Genomic DNA, 19,592 nt, shown 5'->3' on the forward strand with positions numbered 1-19,592 from the left:
CGCCCCTGTCGCCATGAGCCGCCTGCCTGATTACGCCGAGCTGCACTGCGTCTCCAATTTCTCCTTCCTGCGCGGTGCCTCACACCCGGAAGAACTGGTCGAACGCGCGCAGGCGCTGGGCTACGCGGCGCTGGCGATCAGCGACGAATGCTCGTTCGCCGGCGTCGTGCGTGCGCACCGGGCGGCGAAGGAGCACGGCCTCAAGCTGATCATCGGCGCCGAATTCCGCCTCACCGCCTCTATTCCTGCCTCGGCTCCGGCCTTCACCCCTGCCTCAACCTTGGCCTGCGCAGCCGCCGGTGCGGGCAGCCATGCCGGCGACGAGCCGGTGACGCCAGCACACAGCCGACTCGTGCTGCTGGCGCAGAACCGTGCCGGCTACGGCAATCTCTCGGCGCTGATCACGCTGGCGCGGCGACGCGCGGACAAAGGCAGCTACCGCCTGCTGCGCGGCGACCTCGATTCGCCGGCCGGCGCTGTGCTACGGGAAAAACCTTCCGATGCCGCGCGCCAGCCACGGGTGGCAAAGACCTGGGCTGCCGCAGCCGGCGCCGTTCCCGATTGCATTGCGCTGTGGGTGCCGCCTGCCGAACTCGTCCGCCGCGCCGCCGTGGCCGCGCGTGCAGCGGCGAGTACGGCAAGCGGCGGGGGGACAAACGAGGCGACCGGAGAGGCGGCGAGGGAAATGAGCAGAGAGGCTGCCGCGAGCAACGGCGCACTGGCTGCGCTGCGCGCCGAAGGGCAATTCCTCGCCGAACGCTTCGCCGGCCGCTGCTGGCTGGCGGTCGAACTGCATGCCGAGGGCGACGACCGCGAGCGGCTGTCGGTGTTGCAGGCGCTGGCCGTCGACTGCGGCCTGCCGGCACTCGCCGCTGGCGACGTGCACATGCACCTGCGTGCGCGACGGCCGTTGCAGGACGTGCTCACCGCCACGCGCCATCGCGTCAGCGTCTTCGCCGCCGGCGAGCGCCTGTTCGCCAACGGCGAGCGGCACCTGCGCACGCGCCTGCGCCTGTCGCGCCTGTATCCGCCCGAACTGCTCGCCGAAACGCTGAACGTCGCGGCGCAGTGCGACTTCTCGCTCGACGAACTGCGCTACGAATACCCCGGGGAAGTCGTCCCGCACGGGCAGACGCCGGCATCCTTCCTGCGCAGCGAGACCGAGCGCGGACTGCTCCGGCGCTACGGCGATTCGGTGCCATCAGCAGTGCCGCCGGCGGTACGCGAGCGCATCGAGCATGAACTCGCGCTGATCGGCGAACTCGGCTACGAGCCGTATTTCCTCACCGTCTACGACATCGTCAGCTTTGCGCGCAGTCGCGGCATCCTCTGCCAGGGGCGCGGTTCGGCGGCCAATTCGGCGGTGTGCTACGCGCTCGGCGTCACCGAGGTCGACCCGGCGCGTTCGCACCTGCTTTTCGAGCGCTTCATCTCGAAGGAGCGCGGCGAGCCGCCCGACATCGACGTCGATTTCGAGCACGAGCGGCGCGAGGAGGTGATCCAGTACCTCTACGCAAAGTACGGACGCGACCGCGCCGCGCTGGCGGCGGCGGTGATCAGCTACCACACGCGTGGCGCGCTGCGCGACGTCGGCCGCGCGCTCGGCTTCGAGCCGGCGCAGATTGACGCGCTGGCCTCGACGCTGGCCTGGTGGGACAAGCGCGAGCAACTGCCCGAACGGCTGGCGCAGATCGGCCTCGACCCGGCGAGCCCACGCGTCGCCAAGTGGCTGGCGCTCGCCGAGGCGCTGCGCGGCTTTCCGCGCCACCTGTCGCAGCACACCGGCGGCTTCGTGCTTTCGCGCGGACCGCTCTCGCGGCTGGTGCCGGTGGAGAACGCGGCGATGCCCGAGCGCACGGTGATCCAGTGGGACAAGGACGACCTCGACGCGGTCGGCCTGCTCAAGGTCGACGTGCTGGCGCTCGGCATGCTCTCGGCGATCCGCCGCGCGCTCGACCTCGTCGGCCGGCGCATGGACGAGATTCCGCCCGAAGACCCGGCCACCTACGCCATGATCTGTGCCGCCGATACCGTTGGCGTCTTCCAGATCGAATCGCGCGCGCAGATGGCCATGCTGCCGCGCCTGAAACCGCGCCAGTTCTACGATCTGGTGATCGAGGTGGCGCTGGTGCGCCCCGGCCCGATCCAGGGCGACATGGTGCATCCCTACCTGCGCCGGCGCGACGGGCGCGAGGCGATCGAAGGCATGCGCCCAGAGATCGCCGATGTGCTCGGGCGCACGCTCGGCGTGCCGATCTTCCAGGAACAGGTGATGCAGCTGGCCGTCGTCGCCGCCGGTTTCACGCCGGGCGAGGCCGACCAGCTGCGCCGGGCGATGGCGGCGTGGCGGCGCAAGGGCGGCCTCGAACCCTTCGAGCAGAAGCTGATCGCCGGCATGCGCGAACGCGGTTATGCGCTGGCGTTTGCCCAGCGCCTGTGCGCGCAGATCCGCGGTTTCGGCGAATACGGCTTTCCCGAGTCACACGCGGCGAGCTTCGCGCTGCTCGTCTATGTCTCGGCCTGGCTCAAGTGCCACCGCCCCGACGCTTTTCTCTGCGCGCTGCTCAACAGCCAGCCGATGGGCTTCTACGCCCCGGCGCAACTGCTGCGCGACGCGCGCCGGCATGGTGTCAAGGTACGGCCGGTCGACGTGCAGGCCAGCGCCGTCGAGGCGACGCTGGAGGCTGCAGCAACAACAGCGATAACGAAAGCGGCAGCCGGGGCAGGGCAGGCGCCGGCCGGCTGCTGCGCTGTCCGTCTCGGCCTTGGCGGCATCGCCAGCCTGAGCACCAGCGGCGCCGCGCGCATCGTCGTCGCCCGACGGCAAGGGCGGTTTGCCGATGTCGCCGATCTGGCTGCACGCGCCCGCCTTGCGCGCAGCGATCTCGACGCGCTCGCCGCCGCTGGCGCGCTGGCCGGCATTGCCGGGCATCGCCGGCAGGCGGCGTGGGCGGCGGCTGCCGCACCGGTGCAGGGCGATCTGCTCGCCGCGGCGATCCGTGACGAAGCGCCGCCAGTGCTGGCGCTGCCGAGCGAGGGCGACGATCTCGTCGCCGACTACGCCAGCCTCGGCCTGACGCTCGGCCGCCATCCACTGGCGCTGCTGCGCGAATCCTTGCGCGCGCGGCGCTTTGTTTCGGCCACCGACCTGGCCGGCTGCGCCGATCGCCAGCTGGCGCGCGTCGCGGGAATCGTCACCTGCCGGCAACGGCCCGGCACGGCGAGCGGCATCGTTTTCGTGACCATCGAGGACGAAAGCGGGCTGGCCAATATCGTCGTGCATGCGCCGCTGGTCGAGCGGCAGCGACGCGAACTGCTCGGCGCCACGCTGCTCGGCGTCTTTGGCCAGATCAGTCGCGAAGGCGCGGTCGTGCATCTCGTCGCCAAGCGTCTGGTCGACCTCTCGGCGTGGCTCGGTCGCCTGTCGCCGGCGAGCCGCGATTTCCACTGAGCTTGCGCCGAGCGCCGTCGTTGCGCACCATTCGGGGGCGGCTTGTCTCGAAGTCGACACGCGGAATCGACCGCGGGAAAGCGTCCGCATTCTCGCCAGCCCTTGTTCCGGCTGGTATTTTCCGGGTACCGCCCTCTGTTCCGACATAAATAGCGCTTGGCGCGCCGATTGCTTTAACGTTATATGGGCTACTTCACAACGACGACCGCAGCCAGGCTTCACCCCGAGAATCACCCGACATGAATTCATCTGCGCGCCAGCCGAAACCGGACGAAAGAATCGCTGCCTTGCCCGGCCGCGGCGATCTGCTTGCGGCCGCGCCTGACGCATCGACGCTGACGCTGGCCTTCGCCGGAGTCATCGGCGGCACCGCGCGCCGCGCGCCGCCGTACAACGTGCCCGTTGCCGGCCTTGCCGAGGCGGCGCTGCGCCGGCTGCTGCAGCGTTTCTTCCCCGCGCTGGCGGCAGCGCAGCGCGCAGCGCTGCTGGCCCAGGCCGCCGTGCGCGGGAATCCGTCTGCCCCGGAGAGCAGCGGCGTTGCCGACGAGTTCGCCGATATCGTCGCGCTGCTGCTTGAAGAGCATGCCGTCGCCGACGATGCCATCGTCTGGCTGGCGCACGCCATCGCCACCGCCTGCATGTCCGCCGACCACCTGTGGCAGGACATGGATCTGCCCGATCGCCCGGTGCTCGGCCGCCTGATGCGCGAGCACTTTCCGCAGCTGGCGGTACGCAACGTCCGCGACATGCGCTGGAAGAAGTTCCTCTACCGCGAACTCTGTGACCGTGCTGCCGTTCCGGTCTGCCCGGCGCCGAGTTGTTCGGCCTGTTCCGAGTATTCGCACTGTTTCGCCGGCGCCCCACCCGCCGCCACCGCGTCAACGTCCGCTCCCGACACTCTCCCGAACGAACTGCCATGAAAATCGCCATCGCCACGCGCAACTTCAAGACCCTGGCCGGCCACGCCGGCAAGACCCGGCACTGGCTGATCTACGACTTCGACACGCCGCGTGCCGCCGACGCCTTGCCCGAACCGACGCGGCTGACGCTGAAGAAAGAGCAGACCTTCCACTACATTCCCGATGGCGAGCCGCATCCGCTCGACGGCGTCGACATGCTGCTCACCGGTAGCGCCGGCGAGGGCTTCATCCGCCGCATGAAGCTGCGCGGTGGCGAGGTACTGCTCACCGGCGAGCGCGACCCGGAAAATGCGCTGCGTCTGCTCATCGCCGGCGAAGCGCAACCCGAGCCGCGCTTCGACCCGAGCACCGCGCTGTGCCGTCTGCGCGATCTCTTTTCGAAACACTGATCGCGCCCAAACGCCACTGAACCAACACACACGCATTCCATGTTCCTGAACGAAGAAGACCTGCAGGCGATCTGGCTGACCATCAAGCTCGCCAGTGTTGTCACCGTGATCCTGTTTCTCATCGGTACGCCGATCGCCTGGTGGCTGTCGCGTACGCGCTCGCGCCTGAAAGGAGCGATCGGCGCGGTCGTCGCCCTGCCGCTGGTGCTGCCGCCGTCGGTGCTCGGTTTCTACATGCTGGTGGCGATGGGGCCGAACGGTCCGGTCGGCCAGCTGACGCAGGCGCTCGGGATCGGCTTGCTGCCATTCACCTTCTGGGGGCTGGTCGTCGCTTCGGTCATCTATTCGCTGCCGTTCATGGTGCAGCCGGTGCAGAACGCCTTCGAGGCGGTCGGCGAAAGGCCGCTGGAAGTCGCCGCGACGCTGCGCGCTTCGCCGCTCGATGCCTTTTTCAACGTCGCGCTGCCGCTGGCGCTGCCGGGATTCATCACCGCCGGCGTGCTCACCTTTGCCCATACGGTCGGCGAGTTCGGCGTCGTGCTGATGATCGGCGGCAACCTGCCCGGCGCAACGCGCATGGTCTCGGTCCAGATCTACGACCACGTCGAGGCCATGGAGTACGCCAATGCGCATAACCTCGCCGGCGTGATGCTGGTCTTCTCCTTCCTCGTCCTGCTTGCGCTGTATGCCTGGCGTCCGGATGCAAAAAGGGACTGAGCGCATGGACAGCATCGACTTCCGCTTTCGCCTCGACTGGCCGGGCTTCTCGCTCGACGTCGATCTTGCACTGCCCGGCCGCGGCGTCAGCGGCCTGTTCGGCCACTCGGGTTCGGGCAAGACGACCCTGTTGCGCTGCATCGCCGGGCTCGAACGCGCAGCGCACGGCTACCTCTCGGTGAAGGGGGATGTCTGGCAGGATGACGGCCACTGGCGTCCCGTTCACCGCCGCCCGATCGGCTATGTCTTTCAGGAAGCCAGCCTGTTCCCGCATCTCGACGTGATCGGCAACCTGCGTTTCGGCATGAAGCGCGTGAAAACCTTGAGCGCCGGCAAGGCCGCTCTTGAAACGCATCTCGAACGTGCCATCGAACTGCTCGGCATCGAGCACCTGCTCAAGCGCAAGCCCGGCCACCTCTCGGGCGGCGAGCGGCAGCGCGTCGGCATTGCCCGCGCGCTGGCGCTCGACCCGCAACTGCTGCTGATGGACGAGCCGCTGGCGGCGCTCGACCTCAAGCGCAAGCTCGAAATCCTGCCGTATCTCGAGCGTCTGCACGACGAGCTGGCGGTGCCGATCCTTTACGTCAGTCATGCACCCGACGAAGTGGCGCGGCTCGCCGACCATCTGGTGCTGCTTGAGAACGGCCGCGTCGTTGCCAGCGGCCCGCTCACCGAAACGCTGGCGCGCGCCGATCTGCCGGCGGCATTTGCCGACGACGCCGGTGTCGTGATCGAGACCGTGCTCGCCGCGCACGAGGAAGACGGACTGTCGCGACTGGAGTTTCCCGGTGGTCAGATGTACGTCGGGCGGCGCGCTGATCCCCTCGGCCGGCGTCTGCGCTGTCGCATCCACGCCAGCGATGTCAGCCTGACGCTCAACCTGCCACCCGACTCGAGCATCCTCAACCGCCTGCCGGTGACGGTCAGCGATATTGTCGAGTCCGACAGGCTTGGGCATGTGATCGTCCGGCTGGAAATCAGCGGCGGCGGCGGTGCCTTGCTGGCACGCATCACCGAGCGTTCGCGCCGGCTGCTTGACATCAAGCCGGGGCGCCAGGTCTGGGCGCAGATCAAGGCGGTGGCGGTCCTCGCCTGAGACTTGCGCTGTGGCTACACGGCGCTGTCCTGACGGCGATCGTCGGCCCGCGGCGGCGATCTTGTCAGGGTCGCGCCCGCCACCGATAATCCGGCAGCCAGCCAGCGACGATCCACCGCTGCGCTGATCAAACCATGCAAAAGTGGCACGGCGGCAGCAGTACGCCGACCGGCAAGCCGCGCATTCCGAGGAGACAAGCCATGCTGATTCATCCCGACCGCTCGACGCTGCTCGTCATCGATATCCAGGAGCGTCTGCAACCCTTCATCGACCAGGGCGATTCCGTGCTCGCGCATAGCCAGTGGCTGCTGCGCGTCGCGCAGCGCATCGGTGTGCCGGTGATCTGCACCGAGCAGTATCCGCGCGGCATCGGTCCGACCGTGCCGGCCCTGCGCGAACTGCTGCCCGACTCGGCCGTCGTCGAAAAGATCTACTTTTCGGCGGTCGCCGAGTGCGCTGGCGGGCTTGCCGGGCCGGGCAGCGACGGCGCTGAAGGTGGTGGCATCTTTGCCGCGCCGGGCGGCGAGCGCCGCCAGTTCGTCGTCGTCGGCACCGAGTCGCATGTCTGCGTCATGCAGACCGTGCTCGACCTGCTCGCCGCCGGCCGGCGGGTTTTTGTCGTCGAAGAGGCAGTCGGCTCGCGCCGCGCCTCGGACAAGGCATTGGCCCTCGAACGCATGCGCCGTCACGGCGCCGACATCGTCTCGCGCGAGATGGTTGCTTTCGAGTGGCTGCAGCGCGCCGGCACCGATCTCTTCCGCGGCGTCAGCCGCGACTTCATCAAGTAGCCATCAAGTAGCCATCAGGTAGCCACGCCGGCGGCGCCGTGCCTCAGGAAAGCAGCGCCGCCAGCTTGTTCTCGAGCGTCGCCAGTTCTTTCCTGCCGTCGCTCGACAGCTGGATCGCCTCGCGCCAAGATTGAAAATTCTGACGCAAGGACGCCAGATCCTCGCAGGCGTCGATGCGGTCGATCAGGCTCGAACCGGCAACGCCGATGAAAGCCCGCACCGTATTGGCCATGAAGTTCTGTGCCATGCGGAAACGTTCCCCAGTATCGGCTGGCGCCGCGACAGGTTTGGCCTTGCCCGGTGCCGCCTGCGCCCCGGCCGCTGGCGCCGCTGGCTGCAAGGGCCGGACGAAGCCCTCGTCGAGCAGCGTTTGCAGGATGCCGGGCAGCGCATCGCCGGGGAACATCGCCGACAGCATTGCGCGGTCGCGCTTGCCGTCGATCATGATCAGTACCTGCCGCGTACGCATCGGCAGCCGCCAGGTACGTCGCTCAACCTCCTCGATACCCTTGGGCGTTTTCACGCAGGGCGACTCGTCGCTCATCGGTTTCCTCCTCTTGTGGATCCGGGCAACCGTCTTCGCGGTTTACCCCGGGCGCTAATCTAACGTGTTTTTCCTTCTCAGGATGAGAAGTTTTCTCACGTTTGCCACAATTCCAGGCACCAATCCCGGCTGCTCCAGAGAGCAGATGCGCCGCCAGCTGCCGCCATTCCGGCGCTTGTCGTAGTATCGGCGGATGCGAAATCCTGCCGTTCCCTTAGCCTTGCAATTCCCGTCTTCCGCCAATGGCCGTTTTTTCGGCGAGCCCGGCGCATGAGTCGGCCGTGCCTGCTTGCTGCCTGGTCGGCGAATGAGGCGTCGCTGCGCGCCTATCTGCGGCATCGGATCGGCGATGCCGGTGATGCCGACGAACTGATGCAGGAGTTGTTCCTCAAGGCCATCCGCCAGGGCGAGCTCTTCTGCCGCGTCGAGAATCCGCGCGCCTGGCTGTTTCAGGTGGCGCGCAACGCGCTCGCCGACCGTCTGCGCCTTCGCCATGAATACCTGCCACTGCCCGACGATCTGGCGATACCGGTCAGCGACGGGCTGAAGCCGGTCGATGAACTGAGCCAGTGTTTGCCACGCGTGCTCGCCGAACTGGCCGAGGCGGATCGGCAAGCGATCCGCTTCTGTGACATCGACGGCCACTCGCAGCAGGCGCTGGCCGACCTCCTCGGCTTGTCGCTGTCAGCGGCCAAATCACGGCTGCAGCGAGCCCGCCGACGCCTGAAACAGCAGCTGGAAACAGCGTGCCAGGTCGAGTTCGACGAAACCGGCGCGGTCAGCGGATTCACCCCGCGTCCGCCTTTGCCCGAGCGCTGATCGCGCTCAGCAAGGGCGTTTGCCGCCCGCCGCAGCCTGCGCGACGGGTGTCTATTCCATCCCGGACCAAATTTCTGCCGGCGCCGCTGCGTCTTTTTTGTCTCTGCTCCGTCTCCATTGGCAGAAGCCGCAAAGCGCGGCCGCCAATCGTTGATCTCCGGAGCCGCTTCATGATCGCAGTCCCCGTCGAAACAGCCGAACGACGCAAGCTGGTGCGTTGGTTGCTGGGCATTTCCGTCGCCACCGTCGCCTGGGTGTTCGCCTACGGCCAACTCACCAACTTTGCCGACGCAGCTGTCGAACTCCTCGGCGTTTCGCGGCAGACGCGCTTCGGTGAGGCGCTGCACTTCTTCTTTTACGACAGCCCGAAGGTCGTGCTGCTGCTCACCGGCATCGTCTTCGTGATGGGCATCGTCCAGACCTTTTTCTCGCCGGAGCGCACGCGGGCAATGCTCTCCGGCAAGCGCGAGGGCGTCGGCAACGTGCTGGCGGCCAGCCTCGGTATCGTCACGCCCTTCTGTTCGTGCTCGGCCGTGCCGCTGTTCATCGGCTTCCTTTCAGCCGGCGTTCCGCTCGGCGTGACTTTCTCCTTCCTCATCTCGGCGCCGATGGTCAACGAAGTGGCGCTGGTGCTGCTGTTCGGCATGTTCGGCTGGAAGGTCGCCGCGCTCTACCTGGTCATGGGGCTGCTGGTCGCCATCGTCGCCGGGCTGGTCATCGGCAAGCTGAAGATGGAGCGCTACCTCGAAGACTGGGTGCAGAAAATTCTCGGCGGACAGGCGGCGCATCCGGCGGGCGAGGCGATCTCCTGGAACGGGCGTTTCGCGGCCGGGCTGGCCCACATCAGGGAAATCGTCGGCAGGGTCTGGCCCTACATTCTTGCCGGCATCGCACTCGGCGCCGGCATCCACGGCTATGTTCCCGAGGACTTCATGGCGTCCTTCATGGGCAAGGATGTCTGGTGGGCAGTGCCGGCGGCAGTCGTCCTCGGGGTGCCGATGTACACCAACGCCGCCGGCATCATCCCGATCGTCGAGGCACTGATCGGCAAGGGCGCCGCGCTGGGCACCGTGCTCGCGTTCATGATGAGCGTGATCGCGCTGTCCGCGCCGGAAATGATCATCCTGCGCAAGGCGCTGAAGCCGCCATTGATCGCCACCTTCGCCGGCGTGGTGGCCTGCGGCATCCTGCTCGTCGGCTACGTTTTCAATCTGCTGCTGTGATGTGGCCTCATCCGGCCTCGTTTAATCGTCCTGATCAACACGAAAGGAAGTCTCATGAAAAACATCAAGGTCCTCGGCACCGGCTGTGCCAACTGTCGCAATACCGTCGCTCTCGTCGAGACAGTGGCCAGAGAAAAGGGCGTCGAGATCGTGCTGGAGAAGGTCGAGGATCTGCCCTCGATCATGGGCTATGGCGTGATGTCCACGCCCGGTGTGGTGGTCGACGGCAAGGTGGTCCATGCCGGCGGCGTGCCCTCACGAAGCAAGGTCGACAGCTGGCTTTGAAGGTGGGTGTGCGGATAATCCGGGCCATCAGCGCGGTGGTTTTCCCGATACTTCGACCGAAGGTGTTGTGATGAACGTACTTTTCCTGTGCACCGGCAACTCGTGCCGCTCGATCCTCGCCGAAGCGACTTTCAATCATCTTGCGCCAGCCGGCTGGCGGGCGCTGAGTGCCGGCAGCCGTCCCACCGGGCTCGTTCATCCGCGTTCGCTGGCGCTGCTCGCGCGTGAAGGCATTGCCTGCGATGGCGCTGCCAGCAAGTCCTGGGACGCACTGCCGCTGACGCCCGATATCGTCATCACCGTCTGCGCCAGTGCCGCCGGCGAAACCTGCCCGGCGTATCTCGGCCCGGTGCTGCGCAGCCACTGGGGCGTCGACGATCCGGCGCATGCCACAGGCAGCGATGCCGAAATCGACGCCGCCTTTCTGCGTGCCTATTGCACGCTGCGCCGGCGCATCGAGGCCTTTCTGGCGCTGCCGCTGACCGATCTGCAGGGGGATCGCAGCCGCCTGCAGGCCGAACTCGATCGCGTCGGCGCGCTGACCTGAACCAAGGACTTCACCATCAACATGAGCCTCTTCGAACGCTATCTCTCGCTCTGGGTCTTCCTGTGCATCGTCGCCGGCATCCTGCTCGGGCAGTTCTTCCCCGGCGCTTTCCAGGCGATCGGGCGGCTGGAGGTGGCGCAGGTGAATCTGCCGGTCGGCCTGCTCATCTGGGTGATGATCATCCCGATGCTGGTCAAGGTTGATTTCGGCGCGCTGCACGAGATTCGCCAGCATGTGCGCGGCATCGGTGTCACGCTGTTCGTCAATTGGCTGGTCAAACCCTTTTCGATGGCCTTCCTTGGCTGGCTGTTCATCCGCCAGCTGTTCGCGCCGTGGCTGCCGGCCGAGCAGATCGACAGCTACATCGCCGGGCTGATCCTGCTTGCCGCCGCGCCGTGCACGGCGATGGTTTTCGTCTGGAGCCGGCTGTCCAACGGCGACCCGCTGTTCACGCTGTCGCAAGTGGCGCTCAACGACGCGATCATGATCTTTGCCTTTGCGCCGCTGGTGGCCTTCCTGCTCGGCCTGTCGGCGATCAGCGTGCCGTGGGAGACGCTGATCGTTTCGGTGGTGCTCTACGTCGTCATCCCGGTGCTCCTCGCGCAATGGTGGCGGCGCTCGCTGCTGGCGAAGGGCGAGGGCGCTTTCGCGGCGGCGATGGCGCGCATCGGTCCGCTGTCGATCGCCGCGCTGCTGGCGACGCTGGTGCTGCTCTTCGCCTTTCAGGGCGAGGCGATCATCGCGCAGCCGCTGATCATCGCGCTGCTGGCGGTGCCGATCCTGATCCAGGTGTTCTTCAACTCGGCGCTCGCTTACTGGCTCAACCGCGCCCTTGGCGAAAAGCACAACGTCGCCTGTCCGTCGGCGCTGATCGGCGCGAGCAATTTCTTCGAGCTGGCCGTGGCCGCGGCGATCAGCCTGTTCGGCTTCAACTCCGGCGCGGCGCTGGCAACAGTGGTCGGCGTGCTGATCGAGGTGCCGGTGATGCTGCTGGTGGTCAGACTGGTCAATTCGAGCAAGGGCTGGTACGAGCGCCGTTGACCACTTGCCGCCCCCGGCGCGCAACGCACCAAGGGGAGTGCAGTTCAGTGACTCAGCGTCTTTGAGAAGAAATTGAGCACCGCCACGCCAGCGACGATCAGGCCGATGCCGATCATTGCCGGCAGGTCGAGCGGCTGCTGATAGACGGCCCAGCCGATCAGCGCAATCAGCGCCACGCCGACACCCGACCAGACAGCGTAGGCGATGCCCAGCGGGATCGCACGCAGCGTCAGCGACAGAAAATAGAACGCCGCCGCGTAGCCGACCACGACGATCAGCGAAGGCAGCCAGCGCGTAAAGCCTTGCGTGGCGTTGAGCGCCGAAGTTGCAATCACCTCGGAAACGATGGCGATTGCCAGATAGAGCCAGTGCATTGATCAGCGCTTTCGAAGGGTTTTCCGCATTATTTCGCCTCGCGGGTACACGACGGCGCCTTGATTTCAGTGCAGTGCTTGAAGGCTTCGGCCTTTACCGCGCCATACGCGGTGCGATACGGATTGAAGCATGCCCAGCTTGCGTCGTATCTGAGCCACTGCTCTTCACAGCTGCCCGGCTGGTTTTCGGCAGGCGCCGGCTGCGGCGCGGGGGCAGGGGGCTGAGCTGATTCGGCATTCTGCTGCAGGAGGTTTTTCTCCTGCAGCAAGCGGACTGCCGCTGCCTGGCGCTCCTCGTCCGACACCTCGACGTTATTCAGGTCCACCGGCTTTGCCGCGCGCTGATAGGCGCTGGGTACCGTGTCGCCGTAGTGCACCTGGCCTGTATCGTCGGTCCAGCGGTATATCTCGCCGCCGCAGGCAAGCGCGGGGAGCATGCAAGCGAGAATGAATAACCAATATTTATCAATCATTTGCTTGGCTCTGCTTGTTGGACGGCCGGCGTGCTCGTCGACTTGAAGAACGACCACATCACGTCGTTGGCCGACAGCGTCTGCGACGGCGCCTGGTTGCTGCGCAGCTTGTTGCCGCCCGGCCACGAGTGGCCGCCCGTTTCGGTGACGCAGAGTTCAACTGACACATTGCCCCGGCACTCCGAATAGCGCTCGCAATAGGCGCCCGGCGTTTCGAGCACGCGCTGCGGCTCGGGATTGCAGCTGTTCTGCCTGACCCACTTGGCGATCGTCGCTGGCACCGAGACGTAATCGGTGACCTTGCTCCGGCTCACCGACTTTTCGCCAGCGCCGCCGTTGAACTGTACGTGATCGTCGTTGCGCGCATGGATGTGCAGGATCGAGATCGGTGCTTTCGGCGTACAGCTCGTCGTGTTGTCGGTGCCGGCCACGGCGGCGATCGCCGAGAAGGTGTCGGCCATCTCGCAGGCGAGGCGGTAGGCCATCATCCCGCCGTTGGACATCCCCGTCGCGTAGATCTGCTTGCGGTTGATGCTCAGCTGGCTGCTCACCTGGTCGACCACCTTGCGGATGAAACCGACGTCGTCGGCGTTCTGGTCACGTGCCGCGGCGCAACAGTTGCCGGCGTTCCAGGTGGCGAACTTGCCCGAACTGCGCGGGCTGAAGCCGCCCGGAAAGACCACGACGAAACCCTCGGCCTCCGACTTCGAGATCAGCCCGTAATACTTGTCGTTGGCCATGAAGTCCATGCTGCCGCCGCCGCCATGCAGCGCAACCAGCAGCGCTGCCGGGTTCTCCGCGCTGTAGCGCTCGGGAACATGCACACGGTAGGTGCGCGGCGAACCGTCGTGCATGATCGAAAAGCTGTAATCACCGGGCTTGTCGATGCGCGACAGGCTGTCCGAACGCTGCGGTGGAACCTGCTTGTCCTGCCGTGAATCGAGCAAACGCTGTTTCAAGCGCTCGCGCAAAGTCCCGCCGCCGAAACTCTCCTGCGCGAGAACCTCGCGCGGGAGCAGGCTGAGGCTGCAGGCAATCAGCGAAATCGCAATGCCCGCGAGGACGGGCTTGCGCAGGCGTGCGTTGGCTTGCATTGAAGGCATCTCCTTGATTAACACGGCAAGGGTTTCAGTGGTTTTCCGCGGTCCGGGAAACACTATCTATTTCCAACTGAGTTGTCGGATTTCTGAGTAACGATGTGTAGATATCGACCCAATTCGGCCATGGGCGCCTGGGGAAAGCTGTCGTTCAACGTAGAAGTGAGCGGCCTGCGCGGCTTTTCGCGCAGGTCCGCTCGATTGCCGGGGTGGGCCTCATGTGGTTGGCCTAAAGAGAGCTAATATTTTTGCGCGGAGAACTTCGTCGCAGAACTCTTCCATGCCTAGCATTCGAATCAGAGCATCTACTTGTTCATCGCTTCGGTGTTCGTATGCGAGAAGCCTTTCAATTTGATATTTTGACAGATACTGATCGAGGTATTGAAATGGATTCGATGTCTTCGGCGCATGCGAAATTATCAAATTCCAACTGCATTTCTTCTGTATGCCCTCGTAGAGACGCTTGTATTCGAAGTATGGCTGAAGGACTTGCGCATACTCTTCAAGAACGGCACCTTTATGCCAGGCATAAAAGCTTTGCACATACTTTCGGTATTCGAAAAATAGGTTGTAGATATCGATTGTGTCCGAGGCGCTTTCAATAAACTCACGGGCCTTTGCGGTCCAGCCATCCCATGCAAGCAACTCAGGCTTCGTAACCGTGAATCGAGCCACTCGTGAGTGGGAGTTGAAGTCGTGATGAATGCCCCAGTTAGCCTGTGCGATGCGCCAATGAGTGTTGTAATTCCTAAGGCGTTGCAAGAAATCGTGTAGCCCGGGAGAAGAGAAGGCGGCCTTCAATCGATCAGAGTATTCGCGAACAGGTGCAGCCCCCTGAAAATTGCGTGCATGATCGACTAGCGCCATGAGAGACGAAGTGCAGTGAAAGAGCTTCTTCTTGACAGCGCGAGTATGGCTCTCCGCTTCATTCTCGTTTGCTTGGTGCCAGAACGTTAGATTCTTGCTGCGGTCTCCGAAGAGACATATCTCGTCGAGAAGTTCTGTAGTGCTTGCATGAAATATCCATATAGTGTCTTCGAGATCCCGAACGGCGCGCCATAATTTGCCACCCGAAGTCTCTTCAATTGACTCTCTTGCGTCCGAGAAACTTGCGAATATCGCGGTATCAATGAAGTCGCGAGACCAAGGATGCGGGACTGTATCGAGGTAGCGGGTCATGAGGCCCAACGTGGAAGTGAGGGGCAGCCGGAGTGCGAAGCACGAAGGGAAGCAACAAGCGCAGCTTGTTGGCTGTCCCTCTCGACTGCGGGGTTAGAGGGCTTAGCGACCACCCGTAAGTTCTCCTACTAGCGCCGCGTGACAACCATACAAAACATGCGATACCTCTTTGAGGATTGCCATCGTTTCTTGCGACTGAGAATCGTCATGAGAAAAGGCTTGCGTTACCTGATCATCGCTATCGAGAACGAGAAAAGCCTTTAGCGGCTTCGAGCCAGATTTGGCCTTGGCTAACATGTTTTCAAAGTCGTCCTCACGAATCGCTGACTTTTCTTTGTCTTTGATTTTGTCTTTGGTTACGGGATAGCGAAAGAATGTGCTGGAGGAGTCAGTTGTTTCAATTTTTTTAATCCAATCATCCAGCTCGACTGGAAAGCTCCAGTCTGTTCGGGTTTTCTCTTCTAAGTACTCAGATTGCTGTGAGAACAATTCGCGAACGTATGAGTACAGCGTTTGGATGCGGTGCTCGTTGTACATTGGTTTCCATTTGGCATCGCCGAGAACATGAGGTTCTCCATCCCAAGGGGTTGTGCCATACGGAATCTTGAGTTTTCTATGGAAGATAAGAATGGCGGATTTGAGATACAACTCAATTGCGTGCCGGTAAAGAAAGCTGACAGGAAGGTGCGCGTTAAGAAAAGGAGCCTCCGCTGTTGATTGAGTCAGCGAATCAGCAGCCTCCTTGAAAGAATCAGCTACCGCGCCAAACCCCTTATCAAAGTGCTGATCTAATGGCATGAAGAGGTAGTGCATCGGTCTTCACTCTAACGTTTGACGTGAGGGGCCGCCGTAGCGGCGAAGCCGCGGAGGGCGCCCACAAGCGCAGCTTGTGGGCGGTCCCTCTCGACGGAATGGTTAGCCAATAGCTGCAACACGCATGGCATTTGCCAATTCCTTAGCTAGCTGAACATATTTGATAACAGCTTCTGGCGGTGGCGAAAAGTCTGTCGAGTGGGCTGCTTCATTGCGGAGTGTGCGCAGATCATGAAAGAGCGCGATCCAATTGGAGTCCAATGCCTGAGCTTTTTGAACAGCACGAATGGCCCATACCGTGTTCTTTGACTGTCTTGGGGAAGAGGCTTGTTCGGACAAATCACGACGTCGGACGAGGTTAAACAGCTCATCTTCAACTTCAATCCAGGCGCTGACAATCGCTCCGCGTGGGTCCGTGCTAGCACGTGCTGCCGCAGTAGGGCTAATGCTTTCGTTCTCAGGAGCTCTCGGAATATCTGCCTCTGCATCTACCTCGCGGACATAGTTTTCGAACTCAAACTCAGCCGATCCAAATTTCCCCTTTTTAAGTCTTGCTAGCATTGCGGCAAGTTCTTTCTTGAATAAATAAGCAATAAGTACTGCCGCAACTGGCCATGAGAGGGTGCCGATAAGCTTAAAAATCTCTTCGACGATTTTTCCCCAAGAAAACGATGCGTCATCTCTCTCCTTCTTATCCGGTGTTTTTTCCGGTGCGGTTTGACTTACCGTTTGGTTCCCACAGGTAATGGATATCTCTTGTACCAGAGGTTCTTTTGTTCGAACGGATGGCGGCTTCTTTGGTGATACCTCTTTGCACGTAACTTCAGGTTCAACGGACCACGCGTTAACACACACGAGCAGGGCCATCATCGAGATAATCGTTCTGTTCATCTTGTCGCGGTGAACTAAGAATGGCTAACGTAGAAGTGAGAGGCAGCCGGAGCGAAGCGGCGGGAACCAAAAGCGCAGCTTTGGGCTGTCCTGCTCGACTGCCTGTTAGAGAGCTGCACGCGAGTTACCGTGGCCATACTTGAATGACGACAGCCAACGCACCACAAGCCGCGCCAATACCAAATGTGGCGAGCTGAAACCAGAACAAACCCCAAGTGAACTTGCCTAATGATTTTGACTCGTCACGCAAATATTGAAGCTCCGTCTCTCCATTTTCGCGGAGGCGGGAGATTTGGGTGGTAAGTCGAAAGTCGCGCAAGCGATTTATCGAGCACCACAGTGCAAACGCAACAGATAAAGAAAGTGCGATCAAGGCTGCGGCGGCGAACCCAAACGCACAACACAACGTTAGCTTTTTATCGAGAAGCTGCGTGGAGTAAAAAGCAAGCAGGCCAGTTGCTAGCGCGAGGATGAGGTTGCACACAGAACTGAAGTGCTCACGCGTTATTTCTTGCCAGCGGACAAAGCCACTTTGGTCTTCTTGGGCCATTGGGAGAGCTCTCTAACGTGAAGTGGATTTCCTAAAAGACGGGAAACATTCCGTCATGGCCTATGAAAAATCTCGAATTTTGTGATCAAAACCATTTGAAAAAATCGATATGGAAAATTTTAGTACGTCCCAATGACCCCGGTTTTTCCGTCAAATCGAGAACCGGATGCAGGTCCACGTCAAAGCGCTCCGCCTCGCACAGGGACTGTCGGTAAAAATTCTTGCAGATGGCTGATTATTCATCGAAAACGCGAGTTTTACATGCGCATATGTCTGCGATCGGGCGTCGGTGCCAGGGCCTGCTTCCGGCCGATAAGCGACTGCTGCGATGACTCTAGCATCCGAAGCGTCCCCGGTGAAGCGCACCCATCCAAAGATCGCATTTCGGGTGAAGAGGGGTCTCATTCTTTGAACGGGCAAACAACTTGCCCCGGCTCGCAAGGCACCTTCGCCCCTCACCGTGCGCTGGCGCACCGACCGGGCATCTTCGTGGTGCGACGATATCCTTGAGCACGCGTGAACGCCTCGCCAACGGTGGCGAGCAGGCTTCACCTGCCATCAGGGACCGATGAATCATGAAAAAAGAGCAAACCGCGTTGTTGCTGAGACCGCCTGAGCCGGCCATTTCGCTGACGCAGGTGCTGGGCCAGAGCGAGCGCGTCAGGGATATCGTCGAGGAGTGTGCCGACGACCTGTCCTTGGTCAATGCCGGCCTGAAGCGCGAGCTGCAGGAGGTTGATGTTTCCCCCGGTGTTGAAAGCGCTCTCGAAAAGAGCGAGGTCGTCGAAAGCAAGGTGCAGGACGCTTCCGAGGCACTGGCGGCGGTGAATAGTGCGCTGAAGGACGAGGTCAGGGAGCGGGCCGTAATTGATGAGCAGCTGGCAACGCTCACCCGGCAGGCCGACGAGGCGCGCCGTGCGTCGCTGCACGATCCTTTGACCGGCCTGCCCAATCGCGCGCTGTTCAATGATCGACTGAGCCATGGGCTGGCATCGGCCAACCGCAACGGCCTGCCACTGGCGGTGATGTTCATCGATCTTGATGACTTCAAGAGGATCAACGACTCGTATGGGCACGATGTCGGCGATCTCGTCCCGCAGACCATCGCCGGACGGCTCAAGGAAACGACGCGCGAGGACGACACCGTCTGCCGCCACGGCGGCGACGAGTTCCTCTACATCCTGATGGAAATCGACAGCGAGCGCGATCTCGCGACCGTCGCCGAAAAGATCATCAATGCGGTTCAGGCGCCGTGTGACATTCGCGTCCGCGATGTCGACACCCGCCTGAGCGTCAACCCGAGCATCGGCATATCGATCTTTCCCAAGGACGGAATCACTGCGGACGCGCTGCTCGATCTCGCCGACAAGGCCATGTATCGGGCAAAGCAGGCAAAGACAGGCTATTCATTTGCCGGTGCCGCTTAAGCCGGGCCCGCCTTGCCGGGCCCGGCGGCAGGAGCGAAGCGCCTCACTTCTTGTTGAACACCGCATTCATCTTGTTCTGGTCGATGTATTTCACGTACTCGCCAACTGACGCGGTGACTTCCGGGTTGGACATCAGTTCCTGCATCGCCAGCTGACCGACCACGCCGAAAGCGGTTTGCAGTGCGCCGCTGCCTTCCCGTTCCATGGCGATCCGGGCTTGCGAGGGGCATCTTTCGGTCAGCAGCTTGGTGATGATGTTGCCCATGCCGCGGTTGATTTCATCGCGCTGTGCCTGCGAGACGTTCGAGATGTTGCGGATTTCCGGGTGGGCCGACATGGCGAGAAAGATCCAGCGCGCCAGGTCCTTGCGGTCGCGGCCGGTGGTGTTGTCGGCCAGACAGCCCGACAGCGCGTCGGTGGCCGGGCTGGCGATGGCGGGCGCTGCCGGAATGATCGCGGCGAAGGCGGCGAAGGCGGCAATAGCGAGAATGCTTGCGGACTTTTTCATTCAGATTTTCTCCGGGGTGATCTGGCTGACGGCAGCCGTCAGAGCGATTTCGACGCGATATTGGGGGGTGGCCAGCTTCGCCTCGACGCAGGCGCGAACGGGCGCCGATCCTTCCGGAAGCCATGCATCCCAGACGCGGTTCATGGCGTCGTAGTCCTGCATGTCGGCCAGATAGATCGTCGCCTGGAGAATGCGCGCGCTGTCGCTTCCCACCTGCAGCAGCAGCCGGCCGATGCTGGCGAGGAGGTTTTCGGTCTGCGCGCTGATGTCGGCATCGAGGTTCGACGGCACTTCGACGATGTAGGCCGTGCCGTTATGCACGACGGCATCCGAGAAGCGGCGGGTGGTTCCAAAACGGATAATATTCATTGGCTTGCAATCTTGTGTGAGAAAGCAGCAGGCTTGTTGCGTGGAAGCGGCGGCCTGCATGCGCGCAGGCCGCAAGCATATCGCATGTTGG

Annotated in this window: 22 protein-coding genes; 12 read left to right on the top strand and 10 right to left on the bottom strand. The window is 62.8% G+C overall.

The window, feature by feature from the left end:
- The first annotated feature begins 13 nt into the window (after nucleotides 1–13).
- The 6 genes from GGD90_RS13010 to GGD90_RS13035 all read left to right on the top strand — a co-directional run bounded on the left by GGD90_RS13010 (nucleotide 14) and on the right by GGD90_RS13035 (nucleotide 7,361).
- Nucleotides 14–3,451: an error-prone DNA polymerase gene (locus GGD90_RS13010; RefSeq protein ID WP_153117501.1), complete on the top strand. Its 3,438-nt coding sequence runs from the start codon at nucleotides 14–16 to the stop codon at nucleotides 3,449–3,451.
- Nucleotides 3,452–3,690: 239 nt separating this feature from the next.
- Entirely contained in the window at nucleotides 3,691–4,371 is a 681-nt protein-coding gene (locus GGD90_RS13015; RefSeq protein WP_153117500.1) for a nitrogen fixation protein NifQ, read from the top strand.
- Nucleotides 4,368–4,760: a NifB/NifX family molybdenum-iron cluster-binding protein gene (locus GGD90_RS13020; RefSeq protein ID WP_153117499.1), complete on the top strand. Its 393-nt coding sequence runs from the start codon at nucleotides 4,368–4,370 to the stop codon at nucleotides 4,758–4,760. Before GGD90_RS13015 ends, GGD90_RS13020 begins: the two co-directional genes overlap by 4 nt.
- A gap of 39 nt (nucleotides 4,761–4,799) precedes the next feature.
- Nucleotides 4,800–5,477 carry a molybdate ABC transporter permease subunit gene (modB, locus tag GGD90_RS13025; protein WP_153117498.1) on the top strand — a complete coding sequence of 226 codons (678 nt, stop codon included), beginning with the start codon at nucleotides 4,800–4,802 and terminating at the stop codon, nucleotides 5,475–5,477.
- A gap of 4 nt (nucleotides 5,478–5,481) precedes the next feature.
- Complete coding sequence (gene modC / locus GGD90_RS13030) at nucleotides 5,482–6,573, top strand: molybdenum ABC transporter ATP-binding protein (protein ID WP_153117497.1); 1,092 nt, start codon at nucleotides 5,482–5,484, stop codon at nucleotides 6,571–6,573.
- A 200-nt stretch (nucleotides 6,574–6,773) separates the two neighbouring features.
- Nucleotides 6,774–7,361 carry an isochorismatase family protein gene (locus tag GGD90_RS13035; protein WP_153117496.1) on the top strand — a complete coding sequence of 196 codons (588 nt, stop codon included), beginning with the start codon at nucleotides 6,774–6,776 and terminating at the stop codon, nucleotides 7,359–7,361.
- 43 nt (nucleotides 7,362–7,404) lie between these two features.
- On the opposite strand, the gene GGD90_RS13040 is transcribed toward GGD90_RS13035, so the two are convergent.
- Nucleotides 7,405–7,905, bottom strand: coding sequence for a hypothetical protein (locus tag GGD90_RS13040; protein WP_153117495.1), 501 nt, complete (start codon nucleotides 7,903–7,905; stop codon nucleotides 7,405–7,407).
- A gap of 270 nt (nucleotides 7,906–8,175) precedes the next feature.
- Here GGD90_RS13040 and GGD90_RS13045 point away from each other — a divergent pair, with 270 nt between their 5' ends.
- From GGD90_RS13045 to arsB, 5 genes are all read left to right on the top strand, one after another.
- Complete coding sequence (locus tag GGD90_RS13045) at nucleotides 8,176–8,724, top strand: sigma-70 family RNA polymerase sigma factor (RefSeq protein ID WP_153117494.1); 549 nt, start codon at nucleotides 8,176–8,178, stop codon at nucleotides 8,722–8,724.
- Between the two features lie 170 nt (nucleotides 8,725–8,894).
- Nucleotides 8,895–9,947: a permease gene (locus tag GGD90_RS13050; RefSeq protein WP_153117493.1), complete on the top strand. Its 1,053-nt coding sequence runs from the start codon at nucleotides 8,895–8,897 to the stop codon at nucleotides 9,945–9,947.
- 54 nt (nucleotides 9,948–10,001) lie between these two features.
- Nucleotides 10,002–10,232 carry a thioredoxin family protein gene (locus GGD90_RS13055; RefSeq protein ID WP_153117492.1) on the top strand — a complete coding sequence of 77 codons (231 nt, stop codon included), beginning with the start codon at nucleotides 10,002–10,004 and terminating at the stop codon, nucleotides 10,230–10,232.
- Nucleotides 10,233–10,302: 70 nt separating this feature from the next.
- Entirely contained in the window at nucleotides 10,303–10,779 is a 477-nt protein-coding gene (locus tag GGD90_RS13060) for an arsenate reductase ArsC (RefSeq protein WP_153117491.1), read from the top strand.
- A 21-nt stretch (nucleotides 10,780–10,800) separates the two neighbouring features.
- The gene (gene arsB / locus GGD90_RS13065; RefSeq protein ID WP_153117490.1) at nucleotides 10,801–11,820 is read left to right on the top strand and encodes an ACR3 family arsenite efflux transporter; all 1,020 of its coding nucleotides are present in this window, start codon (nucleotides 10,801–10,803) and stop codon (nucleotides 11,818–11,820) included.
- Between the two features lie 44 nt (nucleotides 11,821–11,864).
- Here arsB and GGD90_RS13070 read toward each other — a convergent pair whose 3' ends face one another.
- The 7 genes from GGD90_RS13070 to GGD90_RS13100 form a co-directional block, all read right to left on the bottom strand.
- Nucleotides 11,865–12,194: a DMT family transporter gene (locus GGD90_RS13070; protein WP_153117489.1), complete on the bottom strand. Its 330-nt coding sequence runs from the start codon at nucleotides 12,192–12,194 to the stop codon at nucleotides 11,865–11,867.
- Nucleotides 12,195–12,223: 29 nt separating this feature from the next.
- The gene (locus GGD90_RS13075; RefSeq protein ID WP_221227773.1) at nucleotides 12,224–12,667 is read right to left on the bottom strand and encodes a DUF4124 domain-containing protein; all 444 of its coding nucleotides are present in this window, start codon (nucleotides 12,665–12,667) and stop codon (nucleotides 12,224–12,226) included.
- Nucleotides 12,664–13,761, bottom strand: a complete 1,098-nt coding sequence (locus GGD90_RS13080; RefSeq protein WP_153117488.1) for an extracellular catalytic domain type 1 short-chain-length polyhydroxyalkanoate depolymerase — start codon at nucleotides 13,759–13,761, stop codon at nucleotides 12,664–12,666. Before GGD90_RS13080 ends, GGD90_RS13075 begins: the two co-directional genes overlap by 4 nt.
- Before the next feature lie 219 nt (nucleotides 13,762–13,980).
- Nucleotides 13,981–14,943: a hypothetical protein gene (locus GGD90_RS13085; protein ID WP_153117487.1), complete on the bottom strand. Its 963-nt coding sequence runs from the start codon at nucleotides 14,941–14,943 to the stop codon at nucleotides 13,981–13,983.
- Nucleotides 14,944–15,045: 102 nt separating this feature from the next.
- A complete protein-coding gene (locus GGD90_RS13090) occupies nucleotides 15,046–15,756 on the bottom strand; it encodes a hypothetical protein (RefSeq protein WP_153117486.1) in 711 nt (236 codons plus the stop codon).
- A gap of 102 nt (nucleotides 15,757–15,858) precedes the next feature.
- On the bottom strand, nucleotides 15,859–16,626 hold the full coding sequence (locus GGD90_RS13095; protein WP_153117485.1) for a hypothetical protein: 768 nt from the start codon (nucleotides 16,624–16,626) through the stop codon (nucleotides 15,859–15,861).
- 145 nt (nucleotides 16,627–16,771) lie between these two features.
- Nucleotides 16,772–17,197 carry a hypothetical protein gene (locus GGD90_RS13100; protein ID WP_153117484.1) on the bottom strand — a complete coding sequence of 142 codons (426 nt, stop codon included), beginning with the start codon at nucleotides 17,195–17,197 and terminating at the stop codon, nucleotides 16,772–16,774.
- Nucleotides 17,198–17,772: 575 nt separating this feature from the next.
- On the opposite strand from GGD90_RS13100, the gene GGD90_RS13105 reads away from it, so the two are divergent.
- Nucleotides 17,773–18,624 (top strand): GGDEF domain-containing protein, encoded by an 852-nt coding sequence (locus tag GGD90_RS13105; RefSeq protein ID WP_153117483.1) that lies wholly within the window; start codon nucleotides 17,773–17,775, stop codon nucleotides 18,622–18,624.
- Nucleotides 18,625–18,667: 43 nt separating this feature from the next.
- Here the strand turns inward: GGD90_RS13105 and GGD90_RS13110 are convergent, their stop codons facing one another.
- Together GGD90_RS13110 and GGD90_RS13115 are read right to left on the bottom strand one after the other, a co-directional pair.
- Entirely contained in the window at nucleotides 18,668–19,132 is a 465-nt protein-coding gene (locus tag GGD90_RS13110; protein ID WP_153117482.1) for a hypothetical protein, read from the bottom strand.
- Nucleotides 19,133–19,501: a RidA family protein gene (locus GGD90_RS13115; RefSeq protein ID WP_153117541.1), complete on the bottom strand. Its 369-nt coding sequence runs from the start codon at nucleotides 19,499–19,501 to the stop codon at nucleotides 19,133–19,135.
- Nucleotides 19,502–19,592 lie beyond the last annotated feature (91 nt).

It is taken from the genome of Rhodocyclus tenuis (assembly GCF_014197755.1).
In the GTDB taxonomy this organism is placed as follows: Bacteria; Pseudomonadota; Gammaproteobacteria; order Burkholderiales; family Rhodocyclaceae; genus Rhodocyclus; species Rhodocyclus tenuis.

What these genes read in the sequence shown, in the direction of transcription:
- GGD90_RS13010 (WP_153117501.1), top strand. Translation starts at nt 14, where the DNA reads ATGAGCCGCCTGCCTGATTACGCCGAGCTGCACTGCGTCTCCAATTTC.
- GGD90_RS13015 (WP_153117500.1), top strand. Translation starts at nt 3,691, where the DNA reads ATGAATTCATCTGCGCGCCAGCCGAAACCGGACGAAAGAATCGCTGCC.
- GGD90_RS13020 (WP_153117499.1), top strand. Translation starts at nt 4,368, where the DNA reads ATGAAAATCGCCATCGCCACGCGCAACTTCAAGACCCTGGCCGGCCAC.
- modB (WP_153117498.1), top strand. Translation starts at nt 4,800, where the DNA reads ATGTTCCTGAACGAAGAAGACCTGCAGGCGATCTGGCTGACCATCAAG.
- modC (WP_153117497.1), top strand. Translation starts at nt 5,482, where the DNA reads ATGGACAGCATCGACTTCCGCTTTCGCCTCGACTGGCCGGGCTTCTCG.
- GGD90_RS13035 (WP_153117496.1), top strand. Translation starts at nt 6,774, where the DNA reads ATGCTGATTCATCCCGACCGCTCGACGCTGCTCGTCATCGATATCCAG.
- GGD90_RS13040 (WP_153117495.1), bottom strand. Translation starts at nt 7,905, where the DNA reads ATGAGCGACGAGTCGCCCTGCGTGAAAACGCCCAAGGGTATCGAGGAG.
- GGD90_RS13045 (WP_153117494.1), top strand. Translation starts at nt 8,176, where the DNA reads ATGAGTCGGCCGTGCCTGCTTGCTGCCTGGTCGGCGAATGAGGCGTCG.
- GGD90_RS13050 (WP_153117493.1), top strand. Translation starts at nt 8,895, where the DNA reads ATGATCGCAGTCCCCGTCGAAACAGCCGAACGACGCAAGCTGGTGCGT.
- GGD90_RS13055 (WP_153117492.1), top strand. Translation starts at nt 10,002, where the DNA reads ATGAAAAACATCAAGGTCCTCGGCACCGGCTGTGCCAACTGTCGCAAT.
- GGD90_RS13060 (WP_153117491.1), top strand. Translation starts at nt 10,303, where the DNA reads ATGAACGTACTTTTCCTGTGCACCGGCAACTCGTGCCGCTCGATCCTC.
- arsB (WP_153117490.1), top strand. Translation starts at nt 10,801, where the DNA reads ATGAGCCTCTTCGAACGCTATCTCTCGCTCTGGGTCTTCCTGTGCATC.
- GGD90_RS13070 (WP_153117489.1), bottom strand. Translation starts at nt 12,194, where the DNA reads ATGCACTGGCTCTATCTGGCAATCGCCATCGTTTCCGAGGTGATTGCA.
- GGD90_RS13075 (WP_221227773.1), bottom strand. Translation starts at nt 12,667, where the DNA reads ATGATTGATAAATATTGGTTATTCATTCTCGCTTGCATGCTCCCCGCG.
- GGD90_RS13080 (WP_153117488.1), bottom strand. Translation starts at nt 13,761, where the DNA reads ATGCAAGCCAACGCACGCCTGCGCAAGCCCGTCCTCGCGGGCATTGCG.
- GGD90_RS13085 (WP_153117487.1), bottom strand. Translation starts at nt 14,943, where the DNA reads ATGACCCGCTACCTCGATACAGTCCCGCATCCTTGGTCTCGCGACTTC.
- GGD90_RS13090 (WP_153117486.1), bottom strand. Translation starts at nt 15,756, where the DNA reads ATGCACTACCTCTTCATGCCATTAGATCAGCACTTTGATAAGGGGTTT.
- GGD90_RS13095 (WP_153117485.1), bottom strand. Translation starts at nt 16,626, where the DNA reads ATGATGGCCCTGCTCGTGTGTGTTAACGCGTGGTCCGTTGAACCTGAA.
- GGD90_RS13100 (WP_153117484.1), bottom strand. Translation starts at nt 17,197, where the DNA reads ATGGCCCAAGAAGACCAAAGTGGCTTTGTCCGCTGGCAAGAAATAACG.
- GGD90_RS13105 (WP_153117483.1), top strand. Translation starts at nt 17,773, where the DNA reads ATGAAAAAAGAGCAAACCGCGTTGTTGCTGAGACCGCCTGAGCCGGCC.
- GGD90_RS13110 (WP_153117482.1), bottom strand. Translation starts at nt 19,132, where the DNA reads ATGAAAAAGTCCGCAAGCATTCTCGCTATTGCCGCCTTCGCCGCCTTC.
- GGD90_RS13115 (WP_153117541.1), bottom strand. Translation starts at nt 19,501, where the DNA reads ATGAATATTATCCGTTTTGGAACCACCCGCCGCTTCTCGGATGCCGTC.